The 19,620-nt window shown below is 70.7% G+C and carries 16 protein-coding genes; 7 read left to right on the top strand and 9 right to left on the bottom strand.

What is annotated here, in order from left to right; genetic code table 11:
* Positions 1–9 precede the first annotated feature (9 nt).
* Positions 10–1,251 carry a DUF3068 domain-containing protein gene (locus ACWDTS_RS13145; RefSeq protein ID WP_450118300.1) on the top strand — a complete coding sequence of 414 codons (1,242 nt, stop codon included), beginning with the start codon at positions 10–12 and terminating at the stop codon, positions 1,249–1,251.
* A gap of 164 nt (positions 1,252–1,415) precedes the next feature.
* Here the strand turns inward: ACWDTS_RS13145 and ACWDTS_RS13140 are convergent, their stop codons facing one another.
* Positions 1,416–2,639 (bottom strand): polysaccharide biosynthesis protein, encoded by a 1,224-nt coding sequence (locus tag ACWDTS_RS13140; RefSeq protein ID WP_450118299.1) that lies wholly within the window; start codon positions 2,637–2,639, stop codon positions 1,416–1,418.
* A 41-nt stretch (positions 2,640–2,680) separates the two neighbouring features.
* Here ACWDTS_RS13140 and ACWDTS_RS13135 point away from each other — a divergent pair, with 41 nt between their 5' ends.
* Entirely contained in the window at positions 2,681–4,414 is a 1,734-nt protein-coding gene (locus ACWDTS_RS13135; RefSeq protein ID WP_450118298.1) for a hypothetical protein, read from the top strand.
* On the opposite strand, the gene ACWDTS_RS13130 is transcribed toward ACWDTS_RS13135, so the two are convergent.
* The 3 genes from ACWDTS_RS13130 to ACWDTS_RS13120 form a co-directional block, all read right to left on the bottom strand.
* Positions 4,337–5,554, bottom strand: coding sequence for a glycosyltransferase family 4 protein (locus ACWDTS_RS13130; protein ID WP_450118316.1), 1,218 nt, complete (start codon positions 5,552–5,554; stop codon positions 4,337–4,339). The two genes, ACWDTS_RS13135 and ACWDTS_RS13130, sit on opposite strands and share 78 nt — an antisense overlap.
* 125 nt (positions 5,555–5,679) lie before the next feature.
* Positions 5,680–6,978 carry an MFS transporter gene (locus ACWDTS_RS13125; protein WP_450108335.1) on the bottom strand — a complete coding sequence of 433 codons (1,299 nt, stop codon included), beginning with the start codon at positions 6,976–6,978 and terminating at the stop codon, positions 5,680–5,682.
* Positions 6,975–7,637, bottom strand: coding sequence for a GntR family transcriptional regulator (locus ACWDTS_RS13120; RefSeq protein ID WP_248675477.1), 663 nt, complete (start codon positions 7,635–7,637; stop codon positions 6,975–6,977). The genes ACWDTS_RS13125 and ACWDTS_RS13120 overlap by 4 nt, the downstream gene beginning before the upstream one ends.
* A gap of 86 nt (positions 7,638–7,723) precedes the next feature.
* Here ACWDTS_RS13120 and ACWDTS_RS13115 point away from each other — a divergent pair, with 86 nt between their 5' ends.
* The 5 genes from ACWDTS_RS13115 to ACWDTS_RS13095 all read left to right on the top strand — a co-directional run bounded on the left by ACWDTS_RS13115 (position 7,724) and on the right by ACWDTS_RS13095 (position 13,104).
* Positions 7,724–8,503 (top strand): class I SAM-dependent methyltransferase, encoded by a 780-nt coding sequence (locus ACWDTS_RS13115; protein ID WP_197253441.1) that lies wholly within the window; start codon positions 7,724–7,726, stop codon positions 8,501–8,503.
* A gap of 53 nt (positions 8,504–8,556) precedes the next feature.
* Complete coding sequence (locus tag ACWDTS_RS13110) at positions 8,557–9,441, top strand: ROK family protein (RefSeq protein WP_197253443.1); 885 nt, start codon at positions 8,557–8,559, stop codon at positions 9,439–9,441.
* Between the two features lie 56 nt (positions 9,442–9,497).
* A complete protein-coding gene (locus ACWDTS_RS13105) occupies positions 9,498–10,397 on the top strand; it encodes a dienelactone hydrolase family protein (RefSeq protein WP_197253444.1) in 900 nt (299 codons plus the stop codon).
* Positions 10,398–10,484: 87 nt separating this feature from the next.
* Positions 10,485–11,624, top strand: a complete 1,140-nt coding sequence (locus tag ACWDTS_RS13100) for a phosphotransferase family protein (RefSeq protein WP_450108334.1) — start codon at positions 10,485–10,487, stop codon at positions 11,622–11,624.
* 31 nt (positions 11,625–11,655) lie between these two features.
* Positions 11,656–13,104, top strand: a complete 1,449-nt coding sequence (locus ACWDTS_RS13095) for an aldehyde dehydrogenase (RefSeq protein WP_197253449.1) — start codon at positions 11,656–11,658, stop codon at positions 13,102–13,104.
* Positions 13,105–13,159: 55 nt separating this feature from the next.
* Here ACWDTS_RS13095 and katG read toward each other — a convergent pair whose 3' ends face one another.
* The 5 genes from katG to ACWDTS_RS13070 form a co-directional block, all read right to left on the bottom strand.
* Positions 13,160–15,340, bottom strand: a complete 2,181-nt coding sequence (gene katG, locus ACWDTS_RS13090; protein ID WP_450108333.1) for a catalase/peroxidase HPI — start codon at positions 15,338–15,340, stop codon at positions 13,160–13,162.
* A 39-nt stretch (positions 15,341–15,379) separates the two neighbouring features.
* On the bottom strand, positions 15,380–15,823 hold the full coding sequence (locus ACWDTS_RS13085; protein ID WP_248675479.1) for a Fur family transcriptional regulator: 444 nt from the start codon (positions 15,821–15,823) through the stop codon (positions 15,380–15,382).
* Positions 15,824–15,941: 118 nt separating this feature from the next.
* The gene (gene epsC, locus ACWDTS_RS13080; RefSeq protein ID WP_450118297.1) at positions 15,942–16,526 is read right to left on the bottom strand and encodes a serine O-acetyltransferase EpsC; all 585 of its coding nucleotides are present in this window, start codon (positions 16,524–16,526) and stop codon (positions 15,942–15,944) included.
* 7 nt (positions 16,527–16,533) lie between these two features.
* On the bottom strand, positions 16,534–17,469 hold the full coding sequence (gene cysK / locus ACWDTS_RS13075; RefSeq protein WP_450108331.1) for a cysteine synthase A: 936 nt from the start codon (positions 17,467–17,469) through the stop codon (positions 16,534–16,536).
* Between the two features lie 218 nt (positions 17,470–17,687).
* Positions 17,688–19,520: a phosphoenolpyruvate carboxykinase (GTP) gene (locus tag ACWDTS_RS13070; protein ID WP_197253458.1), complete on the bottom strand. Its 1,833-nt coding sequence runs from the start codon at positions 19,518–19,520 to the stop codon at positions 17,688–17,690.
* Positions 19,521–19,620: the final 100 nt, after the last annotated feature.

The following is a 19,620-nucleotide window of genomic DNA, read 5'->3' as shown; positions in this document are numbered from 1 at the left end:
AGAGACAGCATGGCTGAGCGATCGGGCTCGGGCCGGAAACTTGCGCTGGTGTTGGTGGGCCTGGGGACGTTCCTCTTGGCGATCGCGCTGCTGGTGCCGACCTACACAGTGGGCAAGCTGAAGAAGACGCCGCTCGATCTCGAGGTCACCACTGTGGCCGAGGGTACCGGCGACATCCTCAATTCCAGGGCGCTGCTCTCCGGTAAGGCGCAGGTCGACACGAACGTCCCGATCGTCGCGCAGCGCTTCGTCACGGTCGAGGACCCCTCGAACGCCGACATCATGACGCTGCAGGCCGGCCAGACGGTGCGTCGCCTGGACATGCAGGGAGACACCGGCCTGGTGTCCGCGACCGTGGACCGGGTGACCGTCGACCGTGTCACCTCGATGCCGGTCTCGGCGGAGGAGTACCCGGATCGTGTGAGCACCATCCAGACCTCGGCGACCGCGCCGCCCACGGAGATCGACAACCGTGACGGCCTGCAGTACAAGTTCCCGTTCGACGTGGAGCAGAAGAACTACCCCTATTTCGATCTGAACGCCCGTGAGAACTACGAGATCGAGTACAAGGGCGAGGAAGAGATCAGCGGCGTCAAGGTCTACCACTTCCAGCACACGATCGATCCGGTCGACCTGTCGAAGGCCGATCCGTCGAACCCGTCGTACAAGCTGAGCCTGCCGGCCTCCACGTGGGGCGTCGAGGGCGGCGATGCGCCGGTCACGATGGTCCGCTGGTACACCAACGTCCGTGACCTGTGGGTCGATCCGATCACCGGCGTCGTCATCAAGGGCCAGGAGCAGCAGTACCAGTACTACGCCCGTGAGGCCGACAAGCCCGAGGTGACGGTCCTGAAGGTCTCGCTGCCGTTCGACCAGGACACCATCGAGTACCAGGTCGGACAGGCCAAGGACGGCCAGGACCAGCTGTCGACGTTCGGCCGCACCGTCCCGATCATCCTCGGCATCCTCGGTGCCATCTCGCTGATCGCGGGCATCGTGCTCGGTGTGCGCGGCGGCAAGGGCGGCACCCCGGCCGCCGCTGCCGGCGGCCCGGCTCCGGCCGGCCCGGCCACGACCACCCCGTCCGGCCCGGCGCACGCCGCTCCGACCCAGCGGGACCTGACCAACGACGACACCCAGGTCATCCCGCGCACCGACGCGGGACAGAACCCGCCGCAGCGGGACTGGACCACCGACGCGACGCAGGAGATCCCGAAGACGGATCTGCGCAAGCCGCCGTCGGAGCAGTAACCGTCGAGAGCTCACGCGAACGCCCGGCCGGGATTCCCGGCCGGGCGTTCGCGCGTATCAGCGTCGAATCGGCCGCGCGGCGAACGGACAGGCGCATGCGGAATTCACGTGTGCGGCTGCCGTTCCGGCGCGCGAGTTCTTCAGTTGGGCCGCAGCCGAGGTGTTCAGGACTTCTTCCGGACGGCTGGTCCGGCCGCGCGCACGGCGAGCACCGCGACCACCGCGGCGGTGACCGCCGCGACCCCGACCGCCACGGCGACGAACTGCTGCACCGTGGACGCCACGGTGGTCATGAGCACCGCCTCGACGACCAGGCCGAGCCACGCGACTCCCGCCAGACGGGTGCGTTCGCTCGCGATCGCCGACAGCAGACCGGCCTGCAGGACGGCGAGGCACGCGCCCTGCAGCGCGAACACCCACAGCAGCGACTGCACCGGGGCGTAGGCGTCGCCGACGAGCAGCGGCACGAGCGGGGCACACAGCGCGGCGCCCGCGACGACCACCGCCCCGATCCCGACGATCACCGTCAATGCGGACCGGACCGCCTCCCCGGACCGGGTCGGGTTGGCCATCTGCGGATACAGCACCACACCGACGGCCTGCGGCAGCCAGAACGCGACCTTCGTCGCGACCGCGCCCAGCGCGTACAGACCGGCGGCGTCGGCGTCGAGCACCATGCGGGCGAGCAGCAGATCCAGCGAGGTCATCGCGATCAGCGCGAGCTGCACCTGGGAGGCGCGCAGGACCGAGGCGATCCCGGGGGCGCGCGGGGCGTCCGGGATCGGCTCGGTGCCACCACGACCCACGATCACCGCGGCCCCGGCGGCGACGATCCCGGTGCCCACCGCCCCGGCCAGCAGCGCCGCCCCCGGACCGCCCCCGGCGGCGAGCACCGCGACCGCGGGCGCGACCTTCGCGATGCCCGCCGCGGCCAGGACGACGCTGAGCGCCGCGAACCGGCCGCGTCCCTGCAGCAGGCCCTGTTCGGCGGCGAGGAGAACCAGCAGGGGTGCGGTCACGAGGGACCCGAACGCCCCGGCCACACTGGTGTCGAGCGCCCACGCGACCACCGGCACCAGCACGGCCGCGATGCCCGCCGCGAGCGCGGCGCACCGGTAGCCGAGGCGACGCAGTTCGTCGATGCCGCTGCCGTGCACGGTTTCCCGCGCGACCACCGTCTGCAGGGCGAGCGCGGGCACCGCGAGGACGAGCTGGGCGGCGAGCAGGCTGGCGAATTCGCCGTAGCCGGCCGGGCCCAGCCAGCGGCTCGCGGGCAGGTGCAGCAGGTAGGACGCCAGGCTGGCGGTCATCGCACCGGCGGTCACCATCGTCATTCCGGCGACGGCGGATCCGGTGGGCGCGGGACGCGGCGTCTGAGGTCGCGGCATCCGCCCATCCTTACACCTGCACCGGCCCGTATTCTGCGCGCATGGTCAGGCCGGTGTCGTTGCGTTCCGTCGTGCCGGTCGTCTACAGCCTCGCGCTGGCGGTCGCGGTGCTCGGCCCGCTGCTGTTCTCCCCCGGCTATCTGTTGCTGCGCGACGCGGTGAGCACGCCGCGTTCGTTCCCGACGGATTCGGCCCTGGGCATCACCGACGCCGCGGCCCGCGCGGTGCCGCAGGACGCGCTGCTCGCGGCCGTGACCGTCGTCGTCGACGGCGGGATCGCGGTGACGGCACTGCTCGTGGCGGCGCTGTGGGCGGCGGGCTGGGGCGCGGCACGGCTGGTGGTGACGGTGCTGCCGGACCGGGCGGCCGGCCTGCCCGCGCAACTGGTGGCGGCGACGGTGGCGGTGTGGAACCCGTACGTCGCCGAACGGCTGCTGCAGGGCCACTGGAGCCTGCTGGTGGGGTACGCGGCGCTGCCCTGGGTCGTGTGCGCGACCGTCGCGGTGCGTGGCGGACTGCGCCGGGGGTGGTGGGTTCTCGGGGCGTGGCTCGCGGCGGCGGGTCTGACCCCGACCGGGGCGGTTCTCGCGGCGATCACGGCGCTGGCCGTGCTCGCGGCGCCGGGTGGCACCCCCGCGCGCGGGCCGCGGATCGCGGGCGGGGCGGCGCTGAGCGTCGTCGCCTCGGCGCCGTGGCTGGTCGCGACGGCGGTCTCGGGTGGCGGGTCCGGCGCTGACCCCGCCGGGGTCGCGGCGTTCGCGGCGCGCGCCGAACCGTGGCTCGGCACGCTCGGGTCCCTCGCGGGCCTGGGCGGGATCTGGAACGCGGACGCGGTGCCCGGTTCCCGGACGACCCCGTGGGCGTTCGTCGGGACCGCGGCACTGTTGCTGGTGGTCGCGTGCGGGCTGCCGGCGCTGTGGCGGCGCCGGGAGCCGGTCACGGTGACGCTGGCGCTGCTCGCCGCGGTCGCGGTGCTGGCCCCGGCGCTCGCGGCGACTCCGGTGGGGCTGCAGGCCGGTGAATGGTCGATGCTGCACGTGCCCGGTGCCGGCCTGCTGCGCGACACCCAGAAGTGGGTGGCGCTGGCGTTGCCGCTGTACGCGCTGGCGGCCGGTGCGGGTGTCGGGTGGCTGCGGGACCGGTTCGGTGGCCGCGACACGGTGTGGGCGACCGTGGCGGTTCTCGTCGTGCTGGTTGCCACCCCCGATCTGGTGTGGGGTGTCGGCGGCCGGGTGCGGCCCGTGCAGTACCCGGCAGGGTGGCAGCAGGTCGCCGGGATCGTGACCGCCGACGAGGGGGACGTCGCGGTGCTCCCGGCGGGAATGTTCCGGCGGTTCGGGTTCAGTGGCCGTGCGGCCGTGCTGGATCCGGCGCCGCGGATGCTGCGCGCGGACGTGCTGCAGACCGGGCAGCTCGTCGTCGCGGGCGGCACGGTCGCCGGGGAGGGCCGCCGCGCCGCCGACGTCGAAGCACTGCTGCTGGCCGGTGCGCACCCGGACGAGCTGGCCGCCCTCGGCGTCGGCTGGGTGCTCGTCGAACACGGCACGCCGGGAGAGCTCGGCGCATCGCAGCGCACCCTGGACGCGCTGGAACTCGTCCACGACGACCCCGACCTGAGCCTGTACCGGGTGCCCGGTGCGAGTGCGCAGCCCGGCGATCGGGGCGCGGCGGTCGCCGCGCACGTGCTGTGGGCGCTGCTACCGGCCGGCGGCGCTGCCGGCGCGCTCGCGATCCGGATGCGTCGGCAGACCGGCGCTGCGCGGGAACAGGCCTGAGACCCGGCGACCTTCCGCGGTCGCGGTGAGCACGTCGAGCACCCCCTCGCCGGTTGCCGCCCAAGAGAATTCGCCGGCGCGGACGCGGGCCTTGCGACCGAGGTCGCGGCGACGGTCGGCGTCGCCGAGCAGTTCGGCGACCGCCTCGGTGAGTTCGGTCGCGGAATCGACGAGCAGACCGGTGACCCCGTCGATCACCGAGTCGGTCAGGCCCTTCGAACTGCGGTAGCCGATCGTCGGCACGCCGTGCTGGGCGGCTTCGACGACGGCGAGCCCCCACCCCTCCTTGCGGGACGGCATCACGTGCACCCAGGCACGGGCGAGCAGTTCGTGCTTGCGCTCCTCGGAGACGTGCCCGTGGAAGGTGACGGCGTCGGTGATGCCGAGGTCGGCGGCGGCGTCACGCAGGTTCTGTTCCCACCAGCCGCCGCCGATCACATCCAGGTGCAGGCCGGGCACATCGCCGCGCAGCGCGGCGACCGCGGCGAGGGCGTCCTCGATCTGCTTGTGCGGCACCAGCCGGGACAGCACGCACACGCTCGGGTGGGCGGTGCGGGTGTGGTCGTCGCCGGGTTCGACGGTGTCGGGGATCGGGTCGATGCCGTTGCGCACGACGGCGATGCGGTCGTGCTCGACCCCGAGGGCACGCAGTTCGTCGGCGGACGGCAGCGACACGGTCAGGTACTGGTCGCGGCGGTGCACGCGCGGCGAGAGGGTCGATTCGATCCACCAGCCGATGCGGGCCATCACCCGTCCCGCGACCGGCCACTGTTCGCGGTGACAGTGGTGCACCAGCACCGTGGATGGTGCGCCGGCGACGAGCCCGGCGAAGAAGGGGATGCCGTTCTGGGTGTCGATCACCGCGTCGGGGCGCAGGCCCCGCAGCGGACCGAAGCCGAGGCGACCGGCGGCGATCGCCGCGAGCGCCCGCGGATAGACGGTGAGGCGGCCGCCGCCGCGGCTGATGGTGATGCCGTCGACGACTTCGCGTTTCGGGGCGCCCGGGTAGGCGGCGGTGCGGAACGTGACGGCGACGCCGCGGGCCGCGAGCTGGGCGCCGACCTGTTCGAGGTAGCGCTCACTGCCACCTCCCTGCGGGTGCCCGCTGTCACGCCAGCAGAGCAGCAGAACCTCCCGCACGTGGCGACCCCCCTCGGATTCCGGTTCGCCCGCGACCCGGGCGAACATGCGTGCTGCGACTGTATCGGGGAACACACTAACGGTGGGATCGCTCCGGAACCGGCGGGGGTTACTGCCGGGTACCGTCAGGCCGCGGTCGCAGCCGAGTCCGACGGCTCGGGTTCGCTGCCGTTGCCGGGCAGGTCCGTGCGGCTGTTGCCGAGCACCAGGATCAGGGTAGCCGCGGCGACGGCCGCACCCGCCAGGAACAGCACCGGATAGCCGACGCCGGGCACGGTCTGCACGACGACCGCGAGGACCGCGGGCACCGCGAAACCGAGGTAGGTCAGCGAGTAGAACACCGCGGTCAGCCCGGCGAGGTCGTCGGGACCGGCGATGCGCTGGATCTCCTGCAGGCCCGACACCAGTGCCAGTCCGTAGCCGCAGCCCAGGACCGCGGCTCCCGCGAGCGCGAAGGGCACGGTCAGCCGGTCCGCAGCGACCGCGCCGGCCACCATCCCGGCGACCAGGACGATCAGCGCGACGACGAGCGCGCGGGCGCTGCGCGGGGTGTCGATGCGCCGGCCCAGCGCCTGGATCCCGAAACCGCATCCGAGCGCGACGACGCACAGCAACGCCGAGAAGGCGACCGGTTTTCCGCCGGAATGCTCCGTCATCAGCGCCGGCATCACCGCGTAGGCGCAGCTCGCGGCCCCGAACACCCACGGCGCGACCGGGGCGATCACCGTCCGGAACCGCCGGTGCGCGGCGGCCGGGATCTTCAGGTCCTCGACCAGCGGCCGCCGTTCGTCGACCGGGGTGGCGGCACGGGTTTCGGGAGCCGTCGCGACCGCGAGACCGGCGCCGAGCGTGATCACGAGGTGCGTGGCGTAGGCGAGGCCGCTCGGCCACGGCGCCCACTGGGCGAGCACTCCGGCGACACCGGCGCCGAGCGCGAACCCGGCGGTCAGGCTCATCGCCGCGCGGCGGGCGCCCGCGCCGGCACCGGCCCGCGCGTCCCACGGCTGCTGGGACAGTTCCTTGACCCAGCTGCCGCCGACGGCCATGCCCAGCCCGAGCGCGATGCCGCTGAGGATGCGGCCGACGACGAGCAGCGGCGCGCTGTCCGCGCCGAACGCGAGCACGATCGAGCCCGCGGCCGCGACGAACGGTGCGGGCAGCATGAGCGGGCGGCGGCCGAGCCGGTCCGAGAGCGGTCCACCGAGCAGCAGCGCGGGCACGATGCCGAGCACGTACGCGAACAGGAAGACGTCGACGACGACGGGCGAGTATCCGTGGTCGAGCCGGTACATCACCAGCAGCGGCGTGAATTCGTTGCCGCCCCACGCGACCGCGAACATGGCGGCCGCGACCAGCGCCCAGGGCGCGATCCGTCGCCGGATGGGCGCCGGGACTTCGGTGACGGTGGCCGTCTCGACGCTCATCGTGCATCTCCTCCGGTGGCGCGCGGCAGTCCGTGGACGCGGCGCATGTGGATGTCGTCGGCGGTGGCGAAGCCCTCGGCGTCGCCCGCGTCGACGAAGTCGGCGAGCCGTGTGTGCTCGTCGATGATCGAGTTCAGTTGCAGGGGATCGCGGATCAGCGAGCGCGCGGTCATGCGCCGCTGCCGTTCGCGCAGTCCCAGGTAGAAGTCGACGAGCAGCGGATTTCCCCCGGCCCGGACGATCAGGCCGTGGAAATCCGCGTCCAGCCCGCTGAACGCGGCGACGTCGCCGGAGTCCGCGGCATCGTGCTGGGCCCCGAGGTTGGCGCGCAGAGCGCGGACCAGTTCGGCGCGCGCATTTTCGGGGCCGGCGACCACCACGCGGACGGCGTCCGCTTCGAGGAGCAGTCGCGCGGCGACCACGTGTTCGGCTTCGCCGTCGGCGACGGGCACGACGAGCGCGCCGCGTTTCGGATACAGCCGCATCCAGCCCTCGGTCTCGAGACGCAGGAACGCCTCGCGGACCGGGGTCCGGCTGGTCCCCATCTCGGCGGCGATCTCGCCTTCGCTGATCAGTTCGCCGCCGGGCAGGGTGCCGGACAAGATCCGCTCCTTCACCTCGCGGTAGGCCTGCTCCGCCGCTGAATGCAACTTAGACACAAGATGTATTTATACGCGGTGCGAACGAGTTCGTCGCCCGCAGGGGGTGATCGGGGCCGTCTGCGCTCCCATTAAGCTGGCCTCTCGTGTCCGACACTCGCCCGCCCCGCGTCGCCGGGCGTTTCGCCCGCCGCGCGACGCTGCGCCGCTCCGTCGGCCTGCTCGGGAGCTTCCGGTACGAACAGACCGCTCCCGAGGTGTTCTACGGCGGGGTCGCCCGCGACACCGTCGACCTGATCGGCGACCTCTACACCGGCCTGACCGGCCGCGACCTGACCGGCACCACCGTCGTCGACGTCGGCGGCGGACCCGGCTACTTCGCCGAGGCGTTCGACGGCGTCGGCGCCCGGTACGTGCCGATCGAGCCGGATCCGGCGGAGATGCACGCCGCCGGCCTGCAGGTGGGCGGCTCGATCCGCGGATCCGGGCTGGCGTTGCCGGTGCGGACCGGTTCGGTGGACGTGTGCTTCTCGTCGAACGTCGCCGAGCACGTCCCCCGGCCCTGGGTGATGGCCGACGAAATGCTCCGCGTGACCAAGCCCGGCGGCCTGATGGTGCTGTCCTACACGCTGTGGTGGGGACCGTTCGGCGGCCACGAGACCGGGCCGTGGCACGCCTTCGGCGGCGAATACGCGGCCCGGCGGTACGCCCGCAAACACGGCCGCGACCCGAAGAACCGCTACGGCGTCTCGCTGTTCGACGTGGGCTGCGCGGACGGACTGCGCTGGGCCCGCAACACCCGCGACGGCGAGCTGCTCGCCGCGTTCCCCCGCTACCACCCGCGCTGGGCGTGGTGGCTCGTGAAGGTCCCGGTGGTCCGGGAGTTCCTGGTCAGCAACCTCGTGCTGGTGTTGCGCCGCACCTGAGGCGGAGATCTACGGTCCGCCCGCGCGAGCTCCACGCGCTACTGTCATGCGCCATGACCGCACTCGCTTTCGACGTCGGCGGCACCAAACTCGCAGCATCCACCGTCGGCGACAACGGCATCCCGCTCGCTCCGCTGAGCGTCCCCACCCCTACGACGGGCGTGTGGGACGCCGCGGCCACGTTGCTGCGGCACGCCGCGGGCGACCGGGCGATCACGACTGTCGGGATCGCGAGCGCAGGCCCGATCGACACCACCGCAGGCACGGTCGCACCCGTCAACATCGCCGAATGGGCGACCGGGTTCGCGCTGGTCGACGCGGTGCAGACGCTGTTCCCGGCCGCGCGGATCCGGCTCGTCGGGGACGGCGCGGCCGCCGCGCTCGCCGAGCACCGGCACGGCGCGGGCCGCGGCACCGCGGATCTGCTGAGCGTGGTCCTGTCGACCGGCATCGGCGGCGGCCTCGTGCTGAACGGCCGGATCGCCCCGGGCCGTTCCGGCAATGCGGGCCACATCGGGCACATGACCTCGGCATACGGCGTCGACCAGTGCGCGTGCGGCGCGACCGGCTGCATCGAGACCGTCGCGAGCGGCCCGGCGACCGTGCGCTGGGCGCGCAGCCACGGCTGGGCCGGCGACGACGCGATGGCGTTGTGCGCGGACGCAGCCGCCGGGAACCGGACGGCGGCCACGGCACTCGAACGGGCGGGTACCGCGCTCGGCCAGATCCTCGCGTCGGCGGCGGCCCTGACCGACGTCGGCCTGGTGGTCGTCGGGGGCGGATTCGCGCAGGCCGGACCGCCGCTGTGGCGTCCGATGCTGGCGGCGGCCGCGCGCTACGGCCGATTGTCCTTCCTCCGGGATCTGCGGATCGTGCCGGCCGAACTCGGCCCACTCGGCACACTCACCGGTGCCGGAGTGCTCGCAATCGAGCCCTGACCGCCGTCCGGATGCGAAATACTTCTCGGAAGGTCGCAACCCGGGCGGGGGCAGAGATGACACCGTTCCAGCGTTACATCGCCGAGGAGATCGCCGTCGATCACGCCGACGGCCTGCTCACGCGCCGAGAGGCACTGCGCCGGCTGGGCCTGCTCGGCATCGGTCTGGCCGCCGCGTCGTCGCTGCTCGCCGCGTGCGCGCGGGAGGACGAGCCGACGCCGGCGAGCCCCGCGCCCGAGACTCCGGCATCACCGCCACCGGGGGCCGCCGAGGCCGTCCCGACCGAGGAGGTCACCTTCCCGGGCCCGGACGGCCGCACCCTGCAGGGTGCCTGGGCCGGCGCCACCGACCCGCGCGGCGGCGTCCTGGTGATTCACGAGAACAAGGGACTCAACGATCACATCCGCTCGGTCGCCGGGCGCTTCGCCGGTGCCGGCTATTCGGCGCTGGCGATCGACCTGCTGTCCGAGGAGGGTGGCACGGCGTCGTTCGCCGATCCGGCCGCGGCGACCGCGGCGCTGAGCAACGTGCCGACGGAGCGGTTCACCGCGGACATGAAGGAGGGGGTCGACGAACTGTCCCGACGGCTCCCCGGCCTGCCGATCGAGGCGGTCGGCTTCTGTTTCGGCGGGGGCATGACCTGGCTGCTGCTCGCCTCCGGCGAACCGCGCCTGGCCAACGCGGTCCCGTTCTACGGGCCGCTGCCCGAGGGAGCGGACTTCTCCGGGTCGCGGGCGGCGGTGCTGGCGATCTACGCGGAGAAGGACCAGCGGGTCGACGCGACCCGCGATGCCGCGACCGCGGCGCTCGAGCGGGCCGGGCTCACGCACGAGGTGGTGACGTTCGCCGGCGCCGACCACGCGTTCTTCAACGACACCGGGCCGCGGTACGACCCGGCCGCCGCGGCCGAGGCCTGGCAGATGATGCTCGAGTGGTTCGAGCAGCATCCGGGCTGATCCCCGATACCGGGAGCTCCCTTCCGTAAAGATGAAACGTGTTCTAGTGTTCGAGGTCACAGCACGAGAACACGGGAGGAGTCGCGGGTGATCATCGATCCGGAGGACACCGCACACCACGCCGAAGTCGCCCGCCCCCACGATTCCCGTCGCGACCCCGAACAGATCCGCGCCGACCTGCAGCGGTGGCTCGCCGAACGGGTTCCGGATCCCCGGGTGGACAACGTGCACTCCCCCGACGCGACCGGGATGTCCAGCGAAACCCTGCTGTTCGACGCGACCTGGGACGGCCGCACCCACCGGCTCGTGGCGCGCATCGCGCCCGCGGCGACCGCCGTGCCCGTGTTCCCCACCTACGACCTCGACTCCCAGTTCCGGATCATGCGCGCCGTCGCCGAGCACACCGACGTGCCGGTTCCGGCGGTCCTGTGGTCCGAACCCGACGCCGGTCCGCTCGGCGCCCCGTTCTTCGTCATGTCCCGCATCGACGGTGTCGTCCCACCGGACGTCATGCCCTACAACTTCGGTTCGTGGGTCACCGAAGCCGACGACGCGCAGCGAGCCGCGATGCAGGACGCCGCGGTCGGCATTCTCGCCCGTATCCACGAATTACCGCTCGACGCAGTCGATCCCGGCATCGCCGATCTCGACACCCCACCCGACGCGACCGCGGCGGTGCGCGCCCACATCGACCGGCAGCGCGCCTACTACGAGTGGACCACACGGACCGGGCCGCGCTCGCCGCTCATCGAACGTGCCTTCGCGTGGCTCGACGAACACGTGCCGGACGATCCGTCCCCGGCCGTGGTGTGCTGGGGCGACGCCCGCATCGGCAACATCCTGTTCGACGACTTCGAGCCCGTCGCCGTCCTCGACTGGGAACTCGCCACCATCGGTGCCCGCGAGATGGACCTGGCGTGGATGACGTTCCTGCACAGGTTCTTCGAGGACATCGCCGCGGCGGCGAACCTGCCCGGGCTGCCCGGCTTCCTGCGCCGCGACGACCTCGCCGCCGCGTACACCGCCCGCACCGGGCACACCCCGCAGCACCTGGACTTCTACACCTGCTACGCCGCGCTGCAGCACGCGATCATCATGCTGCGCATCCAGACTCGCGCCGTCCACTTCGGGCAGGCCGAGCAACCCGACGACACGGACTCGATGATCCTGCACCGCGCGACCCTCGAGGCAATGCTCGACGGCACCTACTGGCAAGCCCTGACGTGAGTTCGCAGAACAAGTTACGAGGAAGAGGAACATGACCGACTACGACAAGCTCTTCATCGGCGGCCGGTGGGTCGCACCGTCGACGGACGAGAAGCTCGAGGTGTTCTCCCCCGCGACGGAGGAACGCGTCGGCTCGGTCCCCGTCGCCGGGCCGAAGGACATCGACGCCGCGATCGCGGCGGCGCGCACCGCGTTCGACGACGGGCCGTGGCCCCGCACCTCGCCCGCCGAACGCGCGCAGGTGATCGCCAAGGCCGCCAAACTGATCGAGGAGCGCTCCGCGGAGATCACCGCGAAGCTCACCGCCGAGATGGGCCAGCCCCCGGCGTCGGTGCAGATGATGCAGATGACCTCGGCGCTGGGCACGCTGAACTACTACGCGAGCGCCGCCGAGACGTTCCCGTGGGTCGACGAGCGGTCCGGTTCGTTCGGCCGCACCCGCGTCACCCGCGAGCCCGTCGGTGTGGTCGCCGCGGTCGTCGCGTGGAACGTGCCGCTGTTCCTGGCGGCGAACAAGCTGGGTCCGGCGCTGCTCGCGGGCTGCTCGGTCGTGCTCAAGCCGGCGCCCGAGGCGCCGTTGACGATCAACATGGTCGCCGAGATCTTCGCCGAAGCCGGCCTGCCCGAGGGTGTGCTGTCGATCGTGCAGGGCGGCGCCGAGACCGGTGAGTACCTGGTCTCGCACCCCGACATCGACAAGGTCACGTTCACCGGGTCCACCGCGGTCGGCAAGCACATCGGTGCGATCGCCGCGCAGAACCTCAAGCGCTGTTCGCTCGAACTCGGCGGCAAGTCCGCCGCGATCGTGCTCGAGGACGCCGATCTCGATTCGACGATCGCGATGCTCGTGATGTCCGGCCTGATGAACACCGGGCAGGCGTGCGTCGGCCAGACCCGCATCCTGGCGCCGCGCTCGCGCTACGACGAGGTCGTCGAGAAGGTCGTCGCGACCGCCGCATTCTTCCCCGTCGGCCTGCCCGACGATCCGGCCGCGCAGCTGGGCCCGCTGATCTCGGCGAAGCAGCGCGACCGCGTCGAGGGGTACATCGAGCAGGGCAAGAAGGAAGGCGCCCGCCTGGTGCTCGGCGGCGGCCGCCCGGCCGGCATCGAGACCGGCTACTACGTCGAGCCGACCGTGTTCGCGGACGTCGACAACTCGATGACGATCGCCCGCGAGGAGATCTTCGGTCCGGTGCTGTCCATCCTCCCGTACGACTCGGTCGACGAGGCGATCAAGATCGCCAACGACTCGGACTACGGCCTGGCCGGTTCGGTGTACACCACCGACATCGAGAAGGGACTCGAGGTCGCCGCGCAGGTCCGCACCGGCACCTACGGCATCAACTGGTACGCCTTCGACCCGGGCTCGCCGTTCGGCGGCTACAAGAACTCCGGCATCGGCCGCGAGAACGGCCCCGAGGGCATCGAGGCGTTCTGCGAGCTCAAGTCCGTGCTCTACCCGCCCGGCTACCAGGGCTGACACGCACAACGAGTGGGGCACCCCGGCCCTGGCCGGGGTGCCCACTCGTGCCGGTCTACTTCTTCTTGATCTCGAACCGGTCGAGGTTCATCACCTTCGTCCACGCGGCGACGAAGTCCTCGGCGAACTTGGTCTGCGCGTCGTCGGCGCCGTAGACCTCCGCCAGGCCCCGCAGCACCGAGTTGGCGCCGAAGACCAGATCGACGGCGGTGGCCGTCCACTTCAGCTCACCCGACGCGCGGTCGCGGCCCTCGTAGACGTTCTCCGTCGACTCGGACGTCTTCCATTCCGTGCCCATGTCGAGCAGGTTGACGAAGAAGTCGTTGGTCAACGCCTCCGGCCGGTCGGTGAGCACGCCGTGGGCGGTGCCGCCGTGATTGGCGTTCAGCGCCCGCAGCCCGCCGACGAGCACCGTCAGCTCCGATGCGGTCAGCGACAGCAGATTGGCACGCTCGACGAACAGCTTCTCCGGCTGGCGCTTCTCCCCGGCGGGCAGGTAGTTGCGGAACCCGTCGGCGGGCGGCTCGAGGACCGCGAACGAGTCGACGTCCGTCAGCTCCTGCGTCGCGTCCGTCCGGCCCGGAGTGAACGGCACCTCGAGGTCGAGACCCGCGTTCTTCGCGGCCTTCTTGATCGCCGCACCACCCGCGAGCACGATGAGGTCGGCGAGCGAGATCTTCTTGCCGCCGCTCTCGAAGTCCTGACGGATCGATTCGAGCTTCGCGAGCACCTCGGCGAGCTGCGCGGGTTCGTTGACCTCCCAGTCCTTCTGCGGGGCGAGCCGGATGCGTGCCCCGTTCGCACCGCCACGCTTGTCGGTGCCGCGGAAGCTCGACGCCGACGCCCACGCGGTCGCGACCAGCTGCGGAATCGTCAGTCCCGACTCGAGGACCTTCTGCTCGAGCGCGGCGACGTCGTCCGCACCGACCAGTTCGTGGTCGACGGGCGGGACCGGGTCCTGCCACAGCTGCGGTTCCGGAACCCACGGACCGAGATACCGCGAGACCGGTCCCATGTCACGGTGCAGCAGCTTGTACCAGGCCTTGGCGAACTCCTCGTTGAGTTCCTCCGGATGGTCGAGCCACCGGCGGGTGATCGGCCCGTAGATCGGATCGAAGCGCAGCGACAGGTCGGTGGTGAGCATCGTCGGGGCGTGCCGCTTCGACGGATCGTGGGCGTCCGGGACGAGGTCGGCGCCGGTACCGTCCTTCGGCACCCACTGCCAGGCCCCGGCCGGGCTCTTGGTCTTCTCCCACTCGAAGCCGTACAGCGTCTCGAGGAAGCTGTTGTCCCACTTCGTCGGTGTGGGGGTCCAGATGCCTTCGAGACCACTGGTGATCGCGTCGGCGCCGACCCCGGTGCCGTGGGTGTTCTTCCAACCCAGACCCTGCTGCTCGAGCGGTGCGGCCTCGGGTTCCGGTCCGACGTGATCGGCCGGAGCGGCACCGTGGGTCTTTCCGACGGTGTGACCGCCGACGATGAGCGCCGCGGTCTCGACGTCGTTCATCGCCATCCTGCCGAACGTCTCACGGATGTCGCGGGCCGCCTCGATCGGATCCGGATTGCCGTTGGGGCCTTCCGGATTCACATAGATCAGGCCCATCTGCACGGCACCCAGCGGGCCTTGCAGTTCGCGCTCGCCGGCGTAGCGTGCGTCCCCGAGCCAGGTGTCCTCCGGCCCCCAGAAGACCTCCTCGGGTTCGAAGATGTCCTCGCGGCCGAACGCGAAACCGAACGTGGGGAAGCCCATCGACTCGTAGGCGACGTTGCCCGCGTAGATGATCAGGTCGGCCCACGAGATGCTGTTTCCGTACTTCTTCTTGATCGGCCACAGGAGCCGGCGGGCCTTGTCGAGGCTCGCGTTGTCCGGCCAGCTGTTGAGCGGCGCGAACCGCTGCGCGCCCTGACCGCCACCGCCACGGCCGTCGGCGATGCGGTAGGTGCCCGCCGCATGCCAGCTCATGCGGATGAACAGCGGACCGTAGTGACCGAAGTCCGCGGGCCACCAGTCCTGGGAGGTGGTCATCACCTCGACGAGGTCGCGCTTCAGAGCGTCGAGGTCGAGTTTCGCGAATTCGGTCGGGTAGTCGAAGTCGACACCCAGAGGCGAGGTGCGCTCCGAATTATGTTGCAGGACACTGAGATCTATCTGATCCGGCCACCAGTCCCGGTTGGTGAGCGGACGGTGCGCCTTGGGCGTCGGCGATTCGATGACCGGATTTTCGCTTTCGGACACTTGGCCCTTCCTTCCAGATGTGGGTGACGCGAACCTTGCTCACGGTCGTGGCCGTGAAGTCGGTGGAGGTGAACAGTCGGGGCACAGCCCCCAGTAGACGACCTCGGCCTCGTCGACGAGATAGCCGTTCGAGTCCGAAGCGGTCAGGCACGGGGCGGCGCCGACGGCGCAGTCGACGTCGGTGATGGCGCCACACGAGCGGCACACGAGATGGTGATGGTTGTCGCCGACCCGCGATTCGTAACGGGCGACCGAACCGGCAGGCTGGATCCGGCGGATCAGACCCGCCTCGGTCAGCGCGTGCAGCACGTCGTAGACGGCCTGACGGGACACGTCGGGCAGCACGGTGCGCACCTTCACGAAGATCGTGTCGGTATCGGCGTGCGGGTTCTCGTGCACCGCGTCGAGCACCGCGACCCGGGGGCGGGTCACGCGTAGCGCTGCGGTACGTAGTTGCTCTACGTACTCCGGCGTAGAGGGCACGTCACCACTATGACGCACTTTTCTGGAATGAGTCGCAAAATCGGGTGATGGGAATCGAGATCCGGTCGGACCGGATACCGATTCCCATCACCCGAGGAAGGGAGCGGCCGAAGGCGGCTCAGATGTACATCGCGGGATCGATGTAGCTCGTCGGATCGACCAGCGGTTCGTGTTGCTTCTGCGTCCGGGACCGGATCGTCGCGGGAATGCCCGTCGCGATCGAGTCCGGCGGAACGTCCCGGGTGACAACGGCGTTCGCCCCGACCGCGCTGTCGTCGCCGACGGTGATCGGGCCGAGCACCTTCGCGCCGGCACCGATCGTGACGCGATTGCCGATCGTGGGGTGGCGCTTCTCCTTCGCCATCGACCGACCGCCGAGGGTGACGCCGTGATAGAGCATCACGTCGTCACCGATCTCGGCGGTCTCGCCGATCACGACACCCATGCCGTGGTCGATGAAGAACCGACGGCCGATGGTGGCACCGGGGTGGATCTCGATTCCGGTGAGGAATCGGGTGAACTGCGCGAGCATCCGGGCCGGACCGCGCAGCGCGGGTTTGCCCCACATCCGGTGCGCGAGCCGATGCGACCAGATCGCGTGCAGTCCCGAGTAGACGATCGCGTTCTCGACGTCACTGCGCGCGGCCGGGTCGTGCCCACGCGCAGCGCCGAGATCCTCCCGGAGAGTTCGCAGCAGGTTCACCGTGCACTCAGTCCCGGATGTGCTCGAACAGCGGGGTCGAGATGTAGCGCTCGCCGAAGTCGGGAACGACCACGACGATCAGCTTGCCGGCGTTCTCGGGACGCTTCGCGACCTCGAGCGCCGCCCACACGTTCGCACCGGCGGAGATGCCGCCGAGGATGCCCTCGTCGGTGCCGAGACGACGCGCGACGTCGATCGCGTCGTCGAACTTGACGTCGATGATCTCGTCGTAGATCTCGCGGTCGAGGATCTCGGGCACGAAGTTCGCACCGAGGCCCTGGATCTTGTGGGGGCCGGGCTCGCCGCCGGTCAGGATCGGGGAGTCCGCGGGCTCGACGCCGATGATCTGCACGCCGGGCTTGCGGGCCCTGAGGTTGCGGCCGACACCGGTGAGGGTGCCGCCGGTGCCGATACCCGCGACGAAGATGTCGATCTCGCCGGCGGTGTCCTCCCAGACCTCTTCACCGGTGGTGCGCTCGTGGATCTCCGGGTTGGCCGGGTTGCCGAACTGGCGTGCGAGAATCGCGTTCTCGGTGTTCGCCACGATCTCCTCGGCCTTCGCGACCGCGCCCTTCATGCCCTCGGCGCCCGGGGTGAGGACGATCTCGGCGCCGTAGGCGCGGAGCATGACGCGACGCTCGGTCGACATCGTCTCCGGCATCGTCAGGATGACCTTGTAGCCGCGAGCGGCGCCGACCATCGCGAGGGCGATGCCGGTGTTGCCGCTGGTGCCCTCGACGATCGTGCCGCCGGGCTTCAGCTCACCGGACTTCTCGGCGGCGTCGATGATCGCGACACCGATCCGGTCCTTGACGCTGTTGGCCGGGTTGTAGAACTCGAGTTTGGCCGCGACGGTCGCGCCGAGACCGTCGGTCAGCCGGTTGAGCTTGACGATGGGGGTGCGCCCCACCAACTCGGTGACATTGTTGTAGATCCCGCTCATAGCTGGTCCTCCTCCCGGCCGTCGAGCGACCGGCTGTCGTGTGCGATGCACCTATTGCACCATCCGGTCCCGGGTCCGCTTCACCTGGGGAGTTCGAATCACCGTGAGCAAAAGTCTACGCAGGTCAGAGCGCCGTGATTCCCGCTGCCGCAGGTAGGTGCCGGAAACGGGGAAGGCCGCCCCGGCGAATCGGGGCGGCCTTCCGTAGACGTGCGATGTCAGCCGAGGCGCTGCTTGAGTGCCTCGAACTCGTCGCGGATGCCCGAGGGCACCTTCTCGCCGAGGAACTCGAACCACTCGGCGATGCCCTCGATCTCGGCCTTCCACTCGTCGACGTCGACCTTCAGGGCCTCGTCGACGTCGGCGGGATCGACGTCCAGGCCGTCGAGCGTGAGGTCGGCGGCGGTCGGGACGTACCCGATCGGGGTGGTCTGCGCGTCGGCCTTGTGCTCGATGCGGTCGACGATCCACTTCAGCACGCGCGAGTTCTCGCCGAAGCCCGGCCACAGGAAGCGGCCGTCCTCGCCACGACGGAACCAGTTCACGTAGAAGATCTTCGGCAGCTTCGCCGAGTCGGCGTTCTTGCCGAGCGTGATCCAGTGGGCGAGGTAGTCGCCGGCGTTGTAGCCGAGGAACGGCAGCATCGCCATCGGGTCGCGACGGACGTTGCCGACCTTGCCCTCGGCCGCGGCGGTCTGCTCGGACGACAGCGTCGCACCGAGGAAGGTGCCGTGCTGCCAGTCGAAGGACTCGCTGACCAGCGGAACCGTCGTCTTTCGGCGGCCGCCGAACAGGATCGCGGAGATCGGCACACCCTGCGGGTCGTCCCACTCGGGCGCGAGGATCGGGCACTGCGACATCGGGGTGCAGTACCGCGAGTTCGGGTGCGCGGCGTTGGTGCCGGACTCGGGGGTCCAGTCGTTGCCCAGCCAGTCGGTCAGGTGCGCCGGCTTCTCGCCGCCGATGCCCTCCCACCAGATGTCGCCGTCGTCGGTCTTCGCGACGTTGGTGTAGATGGTGTTGCCGGCCTCGATGGTCGCCATCGCGTTCGGGTTCGAATCCGCGCTGGTGCCCGGTGCGACGCCGAAGAAGCCGAACTCGGGGTTCACGGCGTACAGGCGGCCGTCCTCACCGAAACGCATCCACGCGATGTCGTCGCCGAGGGTCTCGGCACGCCAGCCCGGGATGGTCGGCTGGATCATCGCGAGGTTGGTCTTGCCACACGCCGACGGGAACGCCGCCGCGATGTAGTAGGCCTTGTCCTCGGGCGAGATCAGCTTGAGGATCAGCATGTGCTCGGCGAGCCAGCCCTCGTCGTGGGCCATCGCCGACGCGATACGAAGCGAGTAGCACTTCTTGCCGAGCAGAGCGTTGCCGCCGTAGCCGGAGCCGAAGCTCCAGATCTCGCGGTCCTCGGGGAAGTGGGTGATGTACTTGGTGTCGCTGCACGGCCACGGCACATCCTTCTGGCCGGGTTCGAGCGGCGCGCCGACCGAGTGCAGAGCCTTCACGAACGGGCGGTCCGTGCCCAGCTTCTCGAGGGCGGCGGTACCCATGCGGGTCATGATGCGCATCGACACGACCACGTACTCGGAGTCGGTGAGCTCCACACCGAGCTTCGGGTCCTCGGCGCCGAGGGGACCCATGCAGAACGGCACGACGTAGAGCGTGCGACCGCGCATGCTGCCGCGGTACAGCTCGGTCATGGTGGCGCGCATCTCGTCCGGGTCGACCCAGTTGTTCGTCGGACCGGCGTCGATCTCGTTCTTCGAGCAGATGAAGGTGCGGGACTCGACGCGCGCGACGTCCGACGGATCGGAGCTGGCGAGGAACGAGTTCGGCTTCTTCTCGTCGTTCAGGCGCGTGAACGTCCCGGCCTCCACCAGCTGGGTGGTCAGCCGATCCCATTCCTCGTCGGAACCGTCGGCCCAGACAACGCGATCCGGCTCGGTGAGCTCGGCAATCTCCTGGACCCAGGCAAGCAACTCGGCGTGCTGGGTCGGGGGCTTGTCGTCGGTTCCGTTGAGACCGGGAATGGTCGCTGAGGTCATCAAACTCTCCTGGGGTGTGCCCGGAACCGGATCCAGCCTCCGACCTGCACAAATGTACGCAGAAACCAGTGGCGGACCCGAGATTCCCCTCTCGGCAGGG

It is taken from the genome of Rhodococcus sp. NPDC003383 (genome assembly GCF_053589115.1).
Note: the sequence above shows the minus strand (reverse complement) of the source record. Positions and strands in the feature narration are given on the sequence as shown.

Excerpts from the sequence above, each read along its gene's own strand:
- ACWDTS_RS13145 (WP_450118300.1), top strand. The coding sequence starts at position 10 with ATGGCTGAGCGATCGGGCTCGGGCCGGAAACTTGCGCTGGTGTTGGTG.
- ACWDTS_RS13140 (WP_450118299.1), bottom strand. The coding sequence starts at position 2,639 with ATGCCGCGACCTCAGACGCCGCGTCCCGCGCCCACCGGATCCGCCGTC.
- ACWDTS_RS13135 (WP_450118298.1), top strand. The coding sequence starts at position 2,681 with ATGGTCAGGCCGGTGTCGTTGCGTTCCGTCGTGCCGGTCGTCTACAGC.
- ACWDTS_RS13125 (WP_450108335.1), bottom strand. The coding sequence starts at position 6,978 with ATGAGCGTCGAGACGGCCACCGTCACCGAAGTCCCGGCGCCCATCCGG.
- ACWDTS_RS13110 (WP_197253443.1), top strand. The coding sequence starts at position 8,557 with ATGACCGCACTCGCTTTCGACGTCGGCGGCACCAAACTCGCAGCATCC.
- ACWDTS_RS13105 (WP_197253444.1), top strand. The coding sequence starts at position 9,498 with ATGACACCGTTCCAGCGTTACATCGCCGAGGAGATCGCCGTCGATCAC.
- ACWDTS_RS13095 (WP_197253449.1), top strand. The coding sequence starts at position 11,656 with ATGACCGACTACGACAAGCTCTTCATCGGCGGCCGGTGGGTCGCACCG.
- cysK (WP_450108331.1), bottom strand. The coding sequence starts at position 17,469 with ATGAGCGGGATCTACAACAATGTCACCGAGTTGGTGGGGCGCACCCCC.
- ACWDTS_RS13070 (WP_197253458.1), bottom strand. The coding sequence starts at position 19,520 with ATGACCTCAGCGACCATTCCCGGTCTCAACGGAACCGACGACAAGCCC.